The 14,562-nt window shown below is 69.2% G+C and carries 12 protein-coding genes; 7 read left to right on the forward strand and 5 right to left on the reverse strand.

From position 1 onward, the window contains the following. Window positions 1-20: 20 nt before the first annotated feature. Window positions 21-1,550, reverse strand: a complete 1,530-nt coding sequence (locus MQP27_RS39315; RefSeq protein ID WP_308290080.1) for an aldehyde dehydrogenase (NADP(+)) — start codon at window positions 1,548-1,550, stop codon at window positions 21-23. A gap of 153 nt (window positions 1,551-1,703) precedes the next feature. Between MQP27_RS39315 and MQP27_RS39320 the strand changes: the two genes are divergently transcribed. Both MQP27_RS39320 and MQP27_RS39325 read left to right on the forward strand, forming a co-directional pair. Next, window positions 1,704-2,477 carry an IclR family transcriptional regulator gene (locus MQP27_RS39320; protein ID WP_242774417.1) on the forward strand — a complete coding sequence of 258 codons (774 nt, stop codon included), beginning with the start codon at window positions 1,704-1,706 and terminating at the stop codon, window positions 2,475-2,477. Between the two features lie 18 nt (window positions 2,478-2,495). Next, window positions 2,496-2,975, forward strand: a complete 480-nt coding sequence (locus MQP27_RS39325) for a GNAT family N-acetyltransferase (protein WP_242774419.1) — start codon at window positions 2,496-2,498, stop codon at window positions 2,973-2,975. A 154-nt stretch (window positions 2,976-3,129) separates the two neighbouring features. Here MQP27_RS39325 and MQP27_RS39330 read toward each other — a convergent pair whose 3' ends face one another. Continuing rightward, window positions 3,130-3,441, reverse strand: coding sequence for an ArsR/SmtB family transcription factor (locus tag MQP27_RS39330; protein ID WP_242774422.1), 312 nt, complete (start codon window positions 3,439-3,441; stop codon window positions 3,130-3,132). A 261-nt stretch (window positions 3,442-3,702) separates the two neighbouring features. On the opposite strand from MQP27_RS39330, the gene MQP27_RS39335 reads away from it, so the two are divergent. Then, a complete protein-coding gene (locus tag MQP27_RS39335) occupies window positions 3,703-5,154 on the forward strand; it encodes a peptidoglycan D,D-transpeptidase FtsI family protein (protein ID WP_242774424.1) in 1,452 nt (483 codons plus the stop codon). 19 nt (window positions 5,155-5,173) lie between these two features. Here MQP27_RS39335 and MQP27_RS39340 read toward each other — a convergent pair whose 3' ends face one another. Next, window positions 5,174-6,625 carry an NCS2 family permease gene (locus tag MQP27_RS39340; RefSeq protein WP_242774426.1) on the reverse strand — a complete coding sequence of 484 codons (1,452 nt, stop codon included), beginning with the start codon at window positions 6,623-6,625 and terminating at the stop codon, window positions 5,174-5,176. 232 nt (window positions 6,626-6,857) lie between these two features. On the opposite strand from MQP27_RS39340, the gene MQP27_RS39345 reads away from it, so the two are divergent. The 3 genes from MQP27_RS39345 (at window position 6,858) to MQP27_RS39355 (ending at window position 10,035) form a co-directional block, all read left to right on the forward strand. Further along, window positions 6,858-7,424 carry a SigE family RNA polymerase sigma factor gene (locus tag MQP27_RS39345; RefSeq protein WP_242774428.1) on the forward strand — a complete coding sequence of 189 codons (567 nt, stop codon included), beginning with the start codon at window positions 6,858-6,860 and terminating at the stop codon, window positions 7,422-7,424. Then, on the forward strand, window positions 7,421-8,266 hold the full coding sequence (locus tag MQP27_RS39350; protein ID WP_242774430.1) for a hypothetical protein: 846 nt from the start codon (window positions 7,421-7,423) through the stop codon (window positions 8,264-8,266). Before MQP27_RS39345 ends, MQP27_RS39350 begins: the two co-directional genes overlap by 4 nt. A gap of 86 nt (window positions 8,267-8,352) precedes the next feature. Continuing rightward, window positions 8,353-10,035, forward strand: coding sequence for a rhamnogalacturonan lyase B N-terminal domain-containing protein (locus MQP27_RS39355; RefSeq protein ID WP_242774432.1), 1,683 nt, complete (start codon window positions 8,353-8,355; stop codon window positions 10,033-10,035). 92 nt (window positions 10,036-10,127) lie between these two features. Here the strand turns inward: MQP27_RS39355 and MQP27_RS39360 are convergent, their stop codons facing one another. Further along, entirely contained in the window at window positions 10,128-11,282 is a 1,155-nt protein-coding gene (locus tag MQP27_RS39360; RefSeq protein WP_242774434.1) for a right-handed parallel beta-helix repeat-containing protein, read from the reverse strand. Between the two features lie 203 nt (window positions 11,283-11,485). Here MQP27_RS39360 and MQP27_RS39365 point away from each other — a divergent pair, with 203 nt between their 5' ends. Then, on the forward strand, window positions 11,486-13,705 hold the full coding sequence (locus MQP27_RS39365; RefSeq protein WP_242774438.1) for a glycoside hydrolase family 43 protein: 2,220 nt from the start codon (window positions 11,486-11,488) through the stop codon (window positions 13,703-13,705). Here MQP27_RS39365 and MQP27_RS39370 read toward each other — a convergent pair. Then, window positions 13,698-14,495 carry an HAD family acid phosphatase gene (locus MQP27_RS39370; RefSeq protein WP_242774441.1) on the reverse strand — a complete coding sequence of 266 codons (798 nt, stop codon included), beginning with the start codon at window positions 14,493-14,495 and terminating at the stop codon, window positions 13,698-13,700. The two genes, MQP27_RS39365 and MQP27_RS39370, sit on opposite strands and share 8 nt — an antisense overlap. Between the last annotated feature and the right edge of the window lie 67 nt (window positions 14,496-14,562).

A 14,562-nucleotide genomic window follows, 5' to 3' on the forward strand; every position in this document is an offset into this window, starting at 1 on the left:
AGTGTGTCAGGTGCCGGTGGTCACCGTTCCAGGCGGCCGTTGAATCGGCGCGGGAGGCCGAGCGGGTTGTCGTCGCGCAGCTCGGGCGGCAGCAGCGCCTCGGGGGCGCCCTGGTACGTCACCGGCCGCATCCACCGCTCGATGGCGGTGCCGCCGACGGAGGTGGAGGTCGAGGTCGTCGCCGGGTACGGGCCGCCGTGGTGCTGGGCCGGGGCCACCGCGACGCCGGTCGGCCAGCCGTTGACCAGCACGCGCCCGGCCAGCGGCGTCAGTTCGGCCAGCAGCTCGGGGCCGCGGCCCTCGCCGGCCGCCTCCTCCGTCGACAGGTGGACGGTCGCCGTGAGGTTGCCCGGCAGCCGGGAGAGCACGGCCTGAGCCTGGGCCTCGTCCTCGTACCGGGCGACGACGGTGACCGGCCCGAAGCACTCCTCCAGGAGCAGGTCGTACGCCCCCTCCTCGGCCAGCTTGTCCGCGCCCACCGTCAGGAAGCCCGCGCTCACCGTGTGCTCGCCGCCCGCCCCGGGGGTCACCGGCGACTCGACGTCGGGCAGTTCGGTGCGCTCGGCGACGCCGGCGAGGAAGTTGTCGCGCATGCGGTGGTCGAGCAGTACGCCCGCGTCGGTGTCGCTGACCGCGTCCGTCAGGGACTTGACCAGCCGGTCGCCGGCCGCGCCGCTCGGCGCGAGCACCAGACCGGGCTTCACGCAGAACTGTCCGACGCCCAGCGTCATGGACCCGGCCAGGCCGGTGCCGATGGCCTCAGCGCGCTCGGCCGCCGCGGCCTCCGTGACGAGCACGGGGTTGAGGGAGCCCAGCTCGCCGTGGAAGGGGATCGGGACCGGGCGCGCGGCGGCCGCGTCGAAGAGGGCGCGGCCTCCTCGTACCGACCCGGTGAAGCCGGCCGCGGCGACCAGCGGGTGCTTGACCAGCTCGACGCCCGCCTCGAAGCCGTGCACCAGGCCGACCACGCCCTCGGGGATGCCGTGCGCGGCGGCGGCGCGGCGCAGCACCTTGGCGACGTACTCGGACAGGGCCGGGTGGTCGGGGTGGGCCTTGACGACGACCGGGCAGCCCGCGGCCAGGGCGCTCGCGGTGTCGCCGCCGGCGACGGAGAAGGCGAAGGGGAAGTTGGAGGCCGAGTAGACGGCGACGACGCCGAGCGGCACCTTGTAGCGGCGCAGGTCCGGGATGGGCGGGGTCGCGGTGTCGTCGGGATGGTTGATGATCACGTCGAGGAAGGCGCCCTCGTCGACGATGTCCGCGAAGGCGCGCAACTGGTAGCAGGTGCGGGCGAGTTCGCCGGTGAGCCGGACCGGGCCGAGCGCGGTCTCCGCGTCGGCGGTCTCCACGAGCCCGTCCTTGGCGGCCTCCAGCTGCTCGGCGGCGGTGCGCAGGAAGGCGGCGCGGACGGCGCGGTCGGCGAGCGAGGAGCGCGCCGCGTGCGCCGCGCGGACGGTGGCGTCCACCTCCTGGGCTGTGGCCTCCACCGCAACCTGTTCCCGCTGCTTCCCGGTTCGGGGGTCGACACTCCAGACTGGTGCTGCTGCCACCGCGGGTCCCTCCACGTATGTCTTGCGCTCGTCATTGCCGCAGTATCGGGTCATCCACCAGGCTCGTTCGATATACTGAACGCTGTCTCTGATGATGAATATGCTGTCGGAGACTATAACTCTGTGTCTCGTCGAACGAAGGGGTCAAGGGCGATGTCGGCAGTCGAGACAGGCGGCGGGGCGCAGGTCAAGTCGGCGGTGCGCACCGTGGAATTGCTGGAGTACTTCGCCGGCCGCCCCGGTATGCACTCGCTCGCCTCGGTCCAGGAGGCCGTCGGCTATCCCAAGTCCAGCCTCTACATGCTGCTGCGCACGCTGGTCGAGCTGGGCTGGGTGGAGACGGACGCGACGGGCACGCGGTACGGCATCGGAGTGCGGGCCCTGCTGGTCGGCACCTCGTACATCGACGGCGACGAGGTGGTCGCGGCGGCCCGGCCCACCCTGGACCGACTCTCGGACGACACCACGGAGACCATCCACCTCGCGCGTCTGGACGGCACGAACGTGGTCTACCTGGCCACCCGCCAGTCGCAGCACTACCTGCGCCCCTTCACCCGGGTCGGCCGCCGCCTCCCGGCCCACTCGACCTCCCTCGGCAAGGCGCTGCTGAGCACGTACTCGGACGAGCAGGTCCGCAAGATGCTCCCGGAGACGCTGCCGGCCCTGACCGAGAACACGATCACCGACCGCGAGAAGCTGATCGAGGAGCTGCACCAGGTCCGCGAGCAGGGCTTCGCCGTCGACCGCGAGGAGAACACGCTGGGGCTGCGCTGCTTCGGCGTGGCGATCCCGTACCGCACCCCGGCCCGCGACGCGATCAGCTGCTCGGTGCCGGTGGCCCGGCTCACCCCGGCCCACGAGCAGATGGTGAAGGACGCCCTGTTCGACGCGCGCGACCGCCTCACCCTGGCGACCCGGAGGCTCTGACTCATAGGGTCGGGTCCCATGGACGTCGTACTCCGCGAAGTGCACGACAGCGATCTGCCCGTCTTCTTCCGGCAGATGAACGATCCCGAGGCCCTGCACATGGCCGCCTTCACCGCGAAGGACCCGGCCGACCGGGACGCCTTCGAGGCCCACTGGAAACGGATCCGGGCCTCCGAGGCCGTACTGCGCACGATCCTGGCGGACGGTGACGTGGTGGGCAGCGCGGCGGTGTACGGGGAGCCGGGCGAGCGCGAGGTCACCTACTGGGTGGACCGGGCGTACTGGGGGCGGGGCGTGGCCACGGCCGCGCTGCGGGGGCTGCTGGCGGAGGTGCCGGAGCGCCCGATGTACGCGCGCGCCGCCGCCGACAACACCGCCTCCCGGCGGGTCCTGGAGAAGTGCGGCTTCCGGATCACGGCCACGGCGACCGGGTTCGCGAACGCGCGGGGCGCGGAGATCGACGAGGTGGTGCTGACACTGAAGGCCGAGGACGGCTAGGGAGTGTCCGGCGGATCGGGCCGGCACCGAGCAGCGGTGGTTTGTCAGCGCACGTGAGCGGGGGCTGCAAGGCGGAGGACGGCGCCGACGCGGTGGGGCACCTCCCGGCCGAAGGCCAGCCCCCGCGACACCGGCATGATCCGCCGGACAGGCTCTAGCCCGCGGCCACGACCGCCTCGATCAGGCCCGGGAATCTGTGGTCCAGGTCCTCCTTGCGCAGGCGCATGTACAGCCCGTTGCCGGCGTCGCGCTGGTACACCAGGCCCGCCTCGCGCAGCACGCGCCAGTGCCGGGTGCGGCTGGACTTGCTCACCGGCAGGTCGAAGGAGGCGCACAGCCGCTCCTCGTCGGGGCGCTCGGCCAGTTCGGCCACGACGCGGCGCCGGTTCGGGTCGGCCAGCGCCAGGAGGACGGGCCCCACTTCGAGTTCCTCGGCGCGTGGATGCGCCAACTCGCCTTCTGTCATGCCGACTCCCTCGACAAGGTACGCACACGCGCGTACCTTCATAGAGGTACGCGCCTTGGCGTACCTTACCGCTTCCGGGGGAGTCATGTCCGCGCCCGTATCACCGCGCCGCCGTGTCCTGTCACGCATCGGCCTGTCGCTTCGCAGGCTCCTGCTCGCCGAGCACTCACCCTTCATGACCCTCTGACTTCCATGAACACCCGATGAGAAATCAGGTCGGACGGGAACGATCCGGACCGCACCGCTCGTCTTCCCAGCGGGATGAACAAGACGATCAGGCGGACCTCCGTCTTCGTGCTGCTGCTCGTGTTCGCGCTGCTGGTCAGGGCGACATGGGTGCAGTTCTACGACGGCAAGGCCCTAGCGGACGACAAGGACAACCGGCGCAACGCGATCGAGACGTACGCGGAGCCGCTCGGGAACATCATCGTGGCCGGGGAGTCGATCACCGGCTCGGCGCGCACCAGCGGCGGCGACCTCGCGTACAAGCGCACGTACAAGGACGGCAAGCTGTACGCGGCGGTGACGGGCTACGCCTCGCAGGCGTACGCGCCGACGCAGCTGGAGGGCATCTACCAGGACCTGCTCAACGGCACGGACAGCAGCCTGAAGACGGTCATGGACACGATCACCGACAAGCGCGCCGATCCGGGCAACGTGGTCACGACGATCGACCCGGACGTGCAGAAGGCCGCCTATGACGCGCTCGGCGACAAGAAGGGCGCGGCCGTCGCGATCGACCCCAAGACCGGCAGGATCCTGGGCGTGGTGTCGACACCGTCGTACGACCCCTCGTCGCTGACCGACGCCAACACGGCCGGTACCGCCTGGAAGAAGCTCAACGCCGACCCGGACAAGCCGCTCACCAACCGCGCGCTGCGGCAGCCGCTGCCGCCGGGGTCGACGTTCAAGCTGGTCGTGGCAGCGGCCGCGCTGGAGGACGGGCTGTACTCGTCGGTGGACGAGAAGACGGACAGCCCGGACCCCTACACGCTGCCGGGCACGGTCACGCCGCTGAGCAACGAGAGCAAGTCCGCGCCCTGCGAGAACGCCTCGATCCGCGTCGCGCTGCAGTACTCGTGCAACACCGTCTTCGCGAAGATGGCCGTCGACCTCGGCCAGGACAAGGTGCGGGCGATGGCCGAGAAGTTCGGCTTCAACGACACCGAGCAGGACGTGCCGGTGCGGGCCTACACCAGCGTCTACCCCAAGGACATGAACAAGTCGTCGACGGCCCTGACGGGCATCGGCCAGTACGACGTCACGGCGACGCCGCTCCAGATGGCCATGGTGTCCGCCGCTATCGCCAACGGCGGCAAGCTGGTCTCGCCGCACATGGTCTCGCAGATCACCGACAGCGGCGGTGACGTGCTGAAGAACTACGACGACAGCGCGAGCACGAAGGAGATCGTCAGCTCCTCGACCGCGGAGCAGCTCCAGTCGGCGATGCAGACGGTCGTCGAGCAGGGCACCGGTACGAACGCGCGGATATCGGGCGCGACGGTGGGCGGCAAGACGGGTACGGCCCAGCACGGCGAGAACAACAGCCAGACGCCGTACGCCTGGTTCACGTCCTACGCCAAGGCCGGCGACAAGGAGGTCGCCGTGGCGGTGGTGGTCGAACAGTCGAACGCGGCCCGCTCGGAGGTGAGCGGCAACGGACTGGCCGCCCCCGTGGCCAAGGCCATGATGGAGGCGGCGCTCAAGAACTAACCAGGAACTGTCCGGTCGCCTACTTCACGCCGAGGATCTGCTCCACCGGGTCGATCGCGAAGTACACCAGGAACAGGGCGGACACGCCCCACAGCAGCCAGTGCACCTCCTTCGCCTTGCCCAGGACCGCCTTGATGACGACGTAGGCCAGGAAGCCCGCGCCGATGCCGTCCGTGATCGAGTACGTGAACGGCATCGCGGCGATGGTCAGGAACGCCGGGATGGCGATCTCGTACCGGTCCCAGTCGATGTGCTTGACGTGGGTCATCATCAGGAACCCGACCGCGATCAGGGCGGGCGCGGCGGCCTGGAGCGGGACGATCGTCAGGATCGGTGTCAGGAAGAGCGCGAGGCCGAAGAGGCCGCCGGTGATCAGGTTCGCGAAGCCGGTGCGGGCGCCTTCGCCGACGCCCGCCGCCGATTCGATGTACGCGGTGTTGGAGGAGGCCGACCCGAGTCCGCCCGCGACCGCCGCCGCGCCGTCGATGAACAGCACGCGCCCGATCCCCGGCACCTGACCCTGCTCGTCGAGCAGCCCGGCCTCCGCGCTGATGCCGACGATCGTGCCCATGGCATCGAAGAAGTCGGACAGGATCAGCGTGAAGACGAGCAGTACGGCGGTGAGGATGCCGGCCTTCGCGAAGCCGCCGAACAGGCTGAAGTGACCGACCAGTCCGAAGTCGGGCGTGGAGACGATCTTGTCGGGCACGTGCGGGGTGGTCAGGCCCCAGCTCTTGATGTCGGCGACCGCGTCGATGATGATCGCGACGATCGTCATGGTGACGATGCTGATCAGGATCGCGCCCTTCACCTTGCGCGCGAGCAGCGCGATGGTGAGCAGCACGCCGAGACAGAACACGAGGACGGGCCAGCCGGTGAGCCGGCCGACCGCGCCCAGCTGCACGGGCACGGTGGTCTGCGCGGCGTCCGGGATCCGGCTGACGAACCCCGCGTCGACGAAGCCGATGAAGGCGATGAACAGCCCGATGCCGACGCCGATGGCCTGCTTGAGCTGCTGCGGAATCGCGTCCATGATCGCTTTCCGCAGCCCGGTGACGACCAGGACGCAGATCAGGATGCCCTCGAGGACGACGAGCCCCATCGCGTCGGCCCAGCTCATCAGCGGCGCCAGCTGGAAGGCGACGACGGCGTTCAGACCGAGGCCGGCGGCGATGGCGAGCGGGAGGTTGCCGCCGACGCCCATGATGATCGTCATCACACAGGCCACCAGGGCGGTGGCGGTGACGAGTTGGCCGGTGTCGAGGGTGTGCCCGAACTTGTCCTTCGCGCTGCCCAGGATGATGGGATTCAGGACAAGGATGTAGGCCATCGTGAAGAACGTGGCGAAGCCGCCGCGTATCTCCCGGCCGACGGTGGATCCCCGTTCGGAGATCCTGAAGAACCGGTCGACGCCGTTCACCCCTGGCGGCGCGGCACTTGGGCCGGCGGTCGCCCTCTTCGTCTCGGACATGGCGGGTGCTCCTAGGTGCCTGATTGATCGTGTGCGGATGCTGGCTGGATTGTTCCCGCGTTGAACGCGTTTCAGGTTTTCCCCGTGTTACGGAATCGGAGTCGACCCGTCAGACTGCGTTCGACAGCGCGTACGAACCATCGAGTCGATCACTGCTACGCTTCCGGATCTCGCCCGGACCACCTCCGGATGATCACATGTCATACACATGACACGCACAGGAAGGTCGCCCGTGGGCACTGTCGTCGACGACGCAGCCTCCGTGGAGTTCCATGCCTTCTTCGAGCGGCACTACGCCGAACTGTCCCGGCTCGCCCACCTGTTGACCGGTGAGGCGGACGCCGCCGACGACCTGGCGGCGGACGCGCTGCTGGCACTGTGGCACCGCTGGGACCGGGTGCGCGCCGCGGACCACCCGGTCGCGTACGCCCGTGGTGTGGTCGCCAACCTGGCCCGCACCCGCATCCGCAGCGCGGTGCGTGAGCGCCGGCGGATCTCGTTGTTCTGGTCGCAGCGCGAGGAGAAGACCGAGAATCCCGACATCGCGGGTGTGGTCGACGTCCAGGAGGCGCTGCGCCGGCTGCCGTTCCGGAAAAGGGCGTGTGTGGTGCTTCGGCACGCGTTCGACCTGTCGGAGAAGGACACCGCTCTCGCCCTGGGTGTTTCCGTGGGTACGGTTAAGTCCCAGACGTCCAAGGGGATGGCGGAGCTGCAGAAGCTGCTGGGCTCCCAGGGCGTCCCACAGAGGGTGCACGCGGCGATGGCGCGCGGCGGCGAGACCGGAGGACGGGACCGATGAGGCAGCAGGACGTGCACGACGAGCTGCGCGCCCGGCTGCACGAGGCGGCCGAGGCGCACGAGCCGGACCGGGCCAGGATCCTGGCCCGCGTCGAGCGGGGCATGGCCGGGCAGGACCGCCGCGACCACCGGGCGACCCGACCGCCGGTGTGGGGCTGGGCGCGCGTGGTCGGTGCCACGGCCGCGGTCGCGGGCATGCTCGCGGTCGGCGGCTACGCGGTGGCGTCGGCCGTCAAGGACGACGCCCACCCGCAGCAGCAGACCGTGGAGACCTCGCCGACGCCCACGCCGTCGCCGGACGCGACGAGCCGCGCGCCCGTCCCGCCGGTCAACCCGAAGCCGAGCCGGGCGCCGGAGACCGCCAAGGCGAGCAGTTCGCCCACCGCCCGCCCCTCGGCCTCCGTCTCCGTGCTGCCGTCGGCAGGCGGCGAGAGCGACGGCCCGCTGTGGTCGGACGGCTCGGTGGACCCGCACAGCAACGACTTCTGGGCGCAGAGCAACCTCACCCTGAAGACGAGCTCGCAACTCACCGCGCTCACCGTGCAGTTGAAGATCGCGCAGACCGGCGGGGTCAGCAACGCCGGCGCCTGGCGCTCGCTGCCGGAGCAGGACTTCGACCTCACGGTCGCCGAGCAGGACGGCTTCCTGGTCTATACCTGGACGCTCAAGCCGGGCAGCACGGTCGCCAAGGGCGAGTGGGTGTTCGCCGCGCAGTACAACCACGCGCGGGGCGGCCGGGACGCGAAGGACGACAGCTACACGATCACGGCGACGGCGGACGGCAAGCAGCGCTCGGTGGGCGGCGACTTCGCGGCCCACACGGACGGCGAGGGCGACTCGTAAAAAAGTTCCGCAGCCGCGGCAACTCTTTCCGCGCCGGTGGCGACCAGGAAACAGAAGGTTCCTCGAGTCCCCACGGAGCACGACCCTTGAGCACGCACAAGAAGCACCTCACCCGCAGACGTGTGCTGGGGGCCTCCGCGATCGGCGTGGCCGCCACCGGTGCCGCCGTCGCGGGCGGCACCGGCCTGCTGGCCTCCGCGTCCGCCGCGGGCTTCGGCTACAGCGACGACGGCGCGAACTACGTCGTGAACACCGGCTCCGCCCTCGTCTTCAAGGTCTCCAAGTCGACCGGCGACATCACGTCCCTGGCCTACAAGGGCAAGGAGTACGAGGGGTACGGCGGCAAGCACTCGCACGTCGAGTCGGGGCTCGGCGCCTCCACGGTCACGGTGAGGCAGTCGGGGTCGACGATCCTGATCAAGGTCGTGCACGGCTCGATCACCCAGTGGTACGCGGCCCGCAGCGGCCAGAACAACGTCTACCTGTGGACGAACAAGGCGGACGCGTCCTTCACCGCGACCCGCTACATCGTCCGCGTCAAGCCCGGCATGTTCCCCAACACCGGCTCGGACGCCTGGGACTCGACCAAGGACGAGATCATCGAGGCGGGTGACGTCTGGCGGGCCCCGGACGGCACGACCCACTCCAAGCACTACTCGGGCAAGCGGACCGTCGACTACGACTACGTCGGCTTCACCACGGGCTCGGTCGGCCTCTGGCTGGTCCGCTCCAACCACGAGAAGGCCTCCGGCGGCCCCTTCTACCGCTCGCTGCTGCGGCACTCGAACGAGGGCGGCGCGGGCCTGTACGAGATCCTGCACTACAACGAGGCCCAGACGGAGGCGGAACGCTTCGGCCTCCAGGGTCCGTACGTCATCTCGTTCACGGACGGCGGCGCACCCTCCTCCTCGCTCTTCCAGGCCGACCTCGACACCGGCTGGGTGGACGGCCTCGGCATCACCGGCTGGGTCGGCAGGGCGGGGCGCGGCAAGGTGGCGGGCGTCGGCCTGAAGGGCATGGACGCGAAGTACCCGTACACCGTGGGTTTCGCGAACGCGGACGCGCAGTACTGGGCGAAGGCCGCGGCCGGCACCGGGGCCTTCTCCTGCAAGGGGATGCTCCCGGGGACGTACACGCTGACCGTCTACAAGAACGAACTGGCCGTGCACACCCAGTCGGTGAAGGTCACGGCGGGCGGTACGACGTCCCTGCACACGCTCGCCATCACCGGTGACCCGTCCACCGCATCGGCCGTCTGGCGGCTCGGCGACTGGGACGGCACGCCGACGGGGTTCAAGAACGCCGAGCTGATGACGTACGCGCATCCGTCCGACGGGCGGGCGGCGAAGTGGACCGGCAACGTCACGATCGGCAGCGGCGGCGAGGCCGCGTCCTTCCCCGCGTACATCTGGAAGGACGTCAACGACGGGATCCTGGTCTACTTCAAGCTGACCAGGGCGCAGGCGGCCGCCGCACACACGCTGAGAGTGGGTGTGACCGACGCATTCTCCAACGGCCGCCCGCGGGTTACCGTGAACGAGTGGGTGTCCCCGATTCCCACAGCGCCCACACAGCCCTCAACGCGTTCCCTCACCACGGGTTCGTACCGTGGAAACAACCACACCTTCACTTTCAGCGTCCCTAGTAGTGCGTGGAAGACGGACACCTCCCAGTACAACGTCCTGAAGATCGACATCGTGAGCGGCTCGGGCGGCGCTGACTACCTCAGCGCCGGCACGTCGTTCGACTCCATGGACCTGCTGACCTGAGCCCCCCTCGGTCAGCAGCCGCCGACTGAGCCCCCCTCGTCGGCGACAGACGCCCCGCCGGTGACGACCGGCGGGGCGTTCGGTTTCCCGGTTCAGTTCATGGTGGCCCCGATGGTCGTGGACCCCGTGGTGAGGAACGTGGTCGCCGGGAGCGATCCGTCCGACTTGCGCGCCCCGTACGCGGTCGTCGCGTCCGTCGAGCTGAAGGCCGGTGTGCTCACTCCGCTGTCCCAGTTGTTCGCCGCGGACACCGTCGACGAACTCAGCTTGTCCAGACCGCCCTTGTTGCTCACCGCGAGGTTGCGCGCGAGCCGCGCCTTGCCCGTGGCGAAGTAGAACCCGGCCTCCGTGTTGGAGTACGCGGTGTTGCGGTTCAGGGCGATCGCGCCGGTGTTGGAGTTCTCGGTGAAGCCGTTGAGGGTGTTGTCCCAGGCCGCGTTGTCGTTGACGACGTGCGCGACCGCGACGCCTCCGCCGCCCAGCTTGAACCCGTTGCCGTTGCCCTCGAACGCGGAGTCGTTCCAGCGGTTCTTGCCGTTGCCGAAGGCCCAGCTGTGCTCGATGGTGACCGGTGAGGAGAACTGCCACAGGTCGAGGCCGTCGTCCGAGTTGTTGTAGAGGCGGGCCCCGGTGACCTTGTTGCCCGTGCCCGAGCCGAACTTGATGGCGATGCCGTCGGCGTTCTGGCCGTGCCCGGCCGCGTCGTAGTTGCCGTAACTGTCCAGGTTCTGGACGAGGTTGTTCACCGTGTTGTCGCCGCGCAGCGTGAAGCCGGAGTCGCCGTTGTTCGCGGTGACGAGGTTCTTGAAGACGCCGCCGGTGGAGGAGGTGACGACGAAGCCCTGGGCCGGGGAGTTCTGGAAGGTGAGGTTCTGGACGGTCCAGTAGCTGCCGTAGATCCCGGTGAGCCAGGAGCCGGCGGGCAGCTTGGAGCCGTCGATCTTCACCTTCTCGCTACCGTACGCCTGGAGCGTGATCCGGCTCGAACTCGTGCCGCTGGCCGTGGACTTGAGGGTGGTCGTCGGATAGTACGTGCCGGCGCGCACCTGGATGAGGGTGCCCGCGGCGGCGTTCTGCACGGCCGACTCCAGCTGGGCGGTGGTGGACACGGTGACGGTCGTCGTCGCGGCCTGGGCGCCGCCGTTCGACAGGCCGAGCCAGACGCCGCCCGCCCCGGCGGAGACGGCCACCGCGGCGGCGATCGAGAGCGTGCGCGTCCGACGGTGGCGTCCGGTGCTGAGTCGCACTGGCCGTTCCTTTCCTAGGGGATTGCCTACGCCGTCGAGTCGCCGCCATGGCGGGAAAGGTTGCCGCGCCCCTTCGAAAACCCCCGAAACTTTCGCCCCGCCCCATCCCCCGCCTACCGGTTGACGTGCTGTTTCCCACTGGTGACACTCCGAAGGCGCGCGCACCCCCCAACAGAAACCCCCACACTCCGACAGGACTGCCCATGCGCCCGAGAGCCGTGCTCGTCGCCTGCCTAGCCCTCCTGCTCGCCCTGTTCACCGCGCCACCCGGCACCGCAGCCACCGCCCCCTCAGGAGCCCCGCCCGTGAACCATCCCCGGTACGCCGGTTATCTCTTCGCCTACTTCACCGGCGAGGGCACCGCCGACGGCGAGCAGATCCGCTACGCCCTCAGCCGCGGCAACGACCCGCTGCACTGGCGGGAGTTGAACCAGGGCAAGCCGGTCCTGACCTCGACGACCGGCGAGAAGGGCCTGCGGGACCCGTTCGTGATCCGCTCCCCGAAGGGCGACAAGTTCTATCTCATCGCCACCGACCTGCGCATGTACAACGGCAGCAGCGGCAGTTGGGACTACGTCCAGCGGCACGGCAGCAAGTCCATCATGATCTGGGAGTCCACCGACCTGGTCCACTGGACCGACCAGCGCCTGGTGAAGGTCGCGCCGGACAACGCGGGCAACACCTGGGCGCCGGAGGCCTATTGGGACGACTCCCTCGGCGAGTACGTCGTCTTCTGGGCGTCGAAGCTGTACGCCGACGACGATCCCGAGCACACCGGATCGACGTACAACAAGATGCTGTACGCGACGACGAAGGACTTCCGCACCTTCAGCGAGCCGAAGGTCTGGGACGACCCGGGTTACTCGGTCATCGACTCGACGGTCGTGAAGTACAAGGACACCTACTACCGCTACACCAAGGACGAGCGCGACCCGTCCTCCAGCTCGCCGTGCTCGAAGTTCATCACCGGCGAGAAGTCGACGAGCCTGACCTCCACCACGTACGACCTCGTCTCGGACTGCATCGGCAGCGGCGCGATCGACCGCGGCGAGGGGCCGACGGTCTTCAGGTCCAACACCGAGAAGAAGTGGTATCTGTTCATCGACGAGTACGGCGGCCGAGGTTACGTCCCCTTCGAGACCACCGACCTCGACTCCGGCACGTGGACGCCGTCCACGAACTACCAGCTGCCCGCAAGTCCCCGACACGGCACGGTACTTCCGGTGACGCAGCAGGAGTACGACCGGCTGCTGGCCGCGTATCCGGCGACCCCGACCTCGGTCGTGGACGCGACGGCCAAGGACCAGAAGGGGTACGCCGTCGTCACCGAGGCCTCCTCGAAGGTCGTGCTGCCGATGCAGCCGGCCGCCGACCTGTCCCGCCTCGCGCCGAGGCTCGCCGTGGGCGAGGGCGCGAGCGTCAGCCCCAGGTCCGGTACGCACCGCGACTTCCGCACACCGCAGACGTACACCGTGACCGCCGCCGACGGCACCACCCGTACCTGGACCGTCGAGGCCGTCCGCACCCGCAGCCCGATCCTGCCCGGCCTCAACGCCGACCCGGACGTGCACTATCTCGACGGCCGGTACTGGATCTACCCGACGACGGACGGCAACCAGGGCTGGGGCAGCACGAGTTTCAAGGCGTACTCGTCACCGGACCTGGTCCACTGGAAGGACCACGGGGTCGTCCTCGACCTCGGCCCGGACGTCTCCTGGGCGGACAAGTACGCGTGGGCGCCGGCCGTCGCCGAGCGGGACGGCAAGTACTACTTCTACTTCTGCGCCGAGCAGCAGATCGGCGTGGCGGTGGCGGACTCCCCCGCCGGGCCCTTCAAGGACGCGCTGGGCAAACCCCTGGTGGCGAAGGGCGGTTCGCTGCCGGGCCAGATGATCGACCCGGCGGTCTTCACGGACGACGACGGGACCTCGTACCTCTACTGGGGCAACGGGCACGGGTACGTCGTACCGCTGAACGAGGACATGACCTCGTACGACCCCGCGAAGGTGAAGGACATCACCCCGGACGGCTTCCGTGAGGGGTCCTTCGTCATCAAGCGGAAGGGCACGTACTACTTCATGTGGTCCGAGGACGACACCCGCAGCGAGAACTACCACGTCGCCTACGCGACGGGACCGTCCCCGCTCGGCCCGTGGACCAAGCAGGGGACGATCCTGTCCAAGCGTCCCGAGTACGGCGTCCTCGGCACCGGCCACCACTCCGTGGTGAACGTGCCCGGCACCGACGACTGGTACATCGTCTACCACCGGTTCGCCCTGAACGGGCCGGGCACACCCGGCGGTGACGGCATGCACCGGGAGACGACCGTCGACCGGCTGTGGTTCGCCGCGGACGGTACCCTTCAGCCGGTCGTGCCGACCCTGGAGTCGATCAGGCCGGTACGGACCGACAAGCCTAGCTGACGAAGTACGTCGGGTTCGGCAGCTTGTAGGTGCGGTCGGCGTATCCGCCGTCGAGGTCCGAGTACTGGTCGCCGAAGTTGGCGACGATCTCGTACCCGAGGTCGTCCTCGATGTGCTTGCGGGTGCCGGACTTGTACTGCACGGTGGTGCAGTTCCAGGTGCCCGGGGTGGCGCAGGCGCTCAGGTAGGCCGGCGGGTTCGCCTTGTCCTTGAGGAACATGTGGTCGGCGTCGAGGTTCACATCGGCGCCGATCTTCTTCAGGTTGGCGACGGCGGCGGTGCGCTGCGCCTCGCTCAGACCGGAGTTGTAGAAGACCTCGACGCCCTTGGACTCGGCGTACTGGACCAGCTCGGCGCTGCCGAAGACACCCGGACGGTCCGCCTTGTTCACGTAGTCGGCCCAAGTGGTCGAGTTGTACGTGTAGTTGTACCGCTTCTCGTAGTCCAGGCTGAGCAGCAGCGTGTCGTCGATGTCGAAGACGACCGCGGGCTTCTCGTCGCGGTGGTGGGCCTTGCGGGCCGCCTGGTCGATGTACTTGCGGGCAGCGGCGTCGATGCGCGCGAGGTCATCGGCGTACGGGCTGTCCGGGGACGCCTGGTACACGCCGTTGGCGTCGGCCGTGGTGCCGTAATAGGTGTCGATGTCCTTCACCAGGAGCCCGATGTTGTAGGGCTCGTGGGTGGAGTTGGCCGTGGACTGGCCGGCCGTGGCGGCACCGGCGCCGTAGAGAGCGGCGCCGGTGACGGCACACGCTGCGGCGATCGCCGCGATACGCAGTGGCTTATGCATGACAAGGTTCTACGCGCGTCACCCCCGTGGGCGCGAGACCCGTTGCCCGATCGAGACCTATGTGTCG

It is taken from the genome of Streptomyces cylindrosporus (assembly GCF_022698165.1).
GTDB classification, from domain to species: domain Bacteria; phylum Actinomycetota; class Actinomycetes; order Streptomycetales; family Streptomycetaceae; genus Streptomyces; species Streptomyces cylindrosporus.

Coding starts and splice junctions, on each gene's coding strand:
- MQP27_RS39335 (WP_242774424.1), top strand. CDS start 3,703: ATGAACAAGACGATCAGGCGGACCTCCGTCTTCGTGCTGCTGCTCGTG.
- MQP27_RS39350 (WP_242774430.1), top strand. CDS start 7,421: ATGAGGCAGCAGGACGTGCACGACGAGCTGCGCGCCCGGCTGCACGAG.
- MQP27_RS39330 (WP_242774422.1), bottom strand. CDS start 3,441: ATGACAGAAGGCGAGTTGGCGCATCCACGCGCCGAGGAACTCGAAGTG.
- MQP27_RS39340 (WP_242774426.1), bottom strand. CDS start 6,625: ATGTCCGAGACGAAGAGGGCGACCGCCGGCCCAAGTGCCGCGCCGCCA.
- MQP27_RS39365 (WP_242774438.1), top strand. CDS start 11,486: ATGCGCCCGAGAGCCGTGCTCGTCGCCTGCCTAGCCCTCCTGCTCGCC.
- MQP27_RS39370 (WP_242774441.1), bottom strand. CDS start 14,495: ATGCATAAGCCACTGCGTATCGCGGCGATCGCCGCAGCGTGTGCCGTC.
- MQP27_RS39325 (WP_242774419.1), top strand. CDS start 2,496: ATGGACGTCGTACTCCGCGAAGTGCACGACAGCGATCTGCCCGTCTTC.
- MQP27_RS39320 (WP_242774417.1), top strand. CDS start 1,704: ATGTCGGCAGTCGAGACAGGCGGCGGGGCGCAGGTCAAGTCGGCGGTG.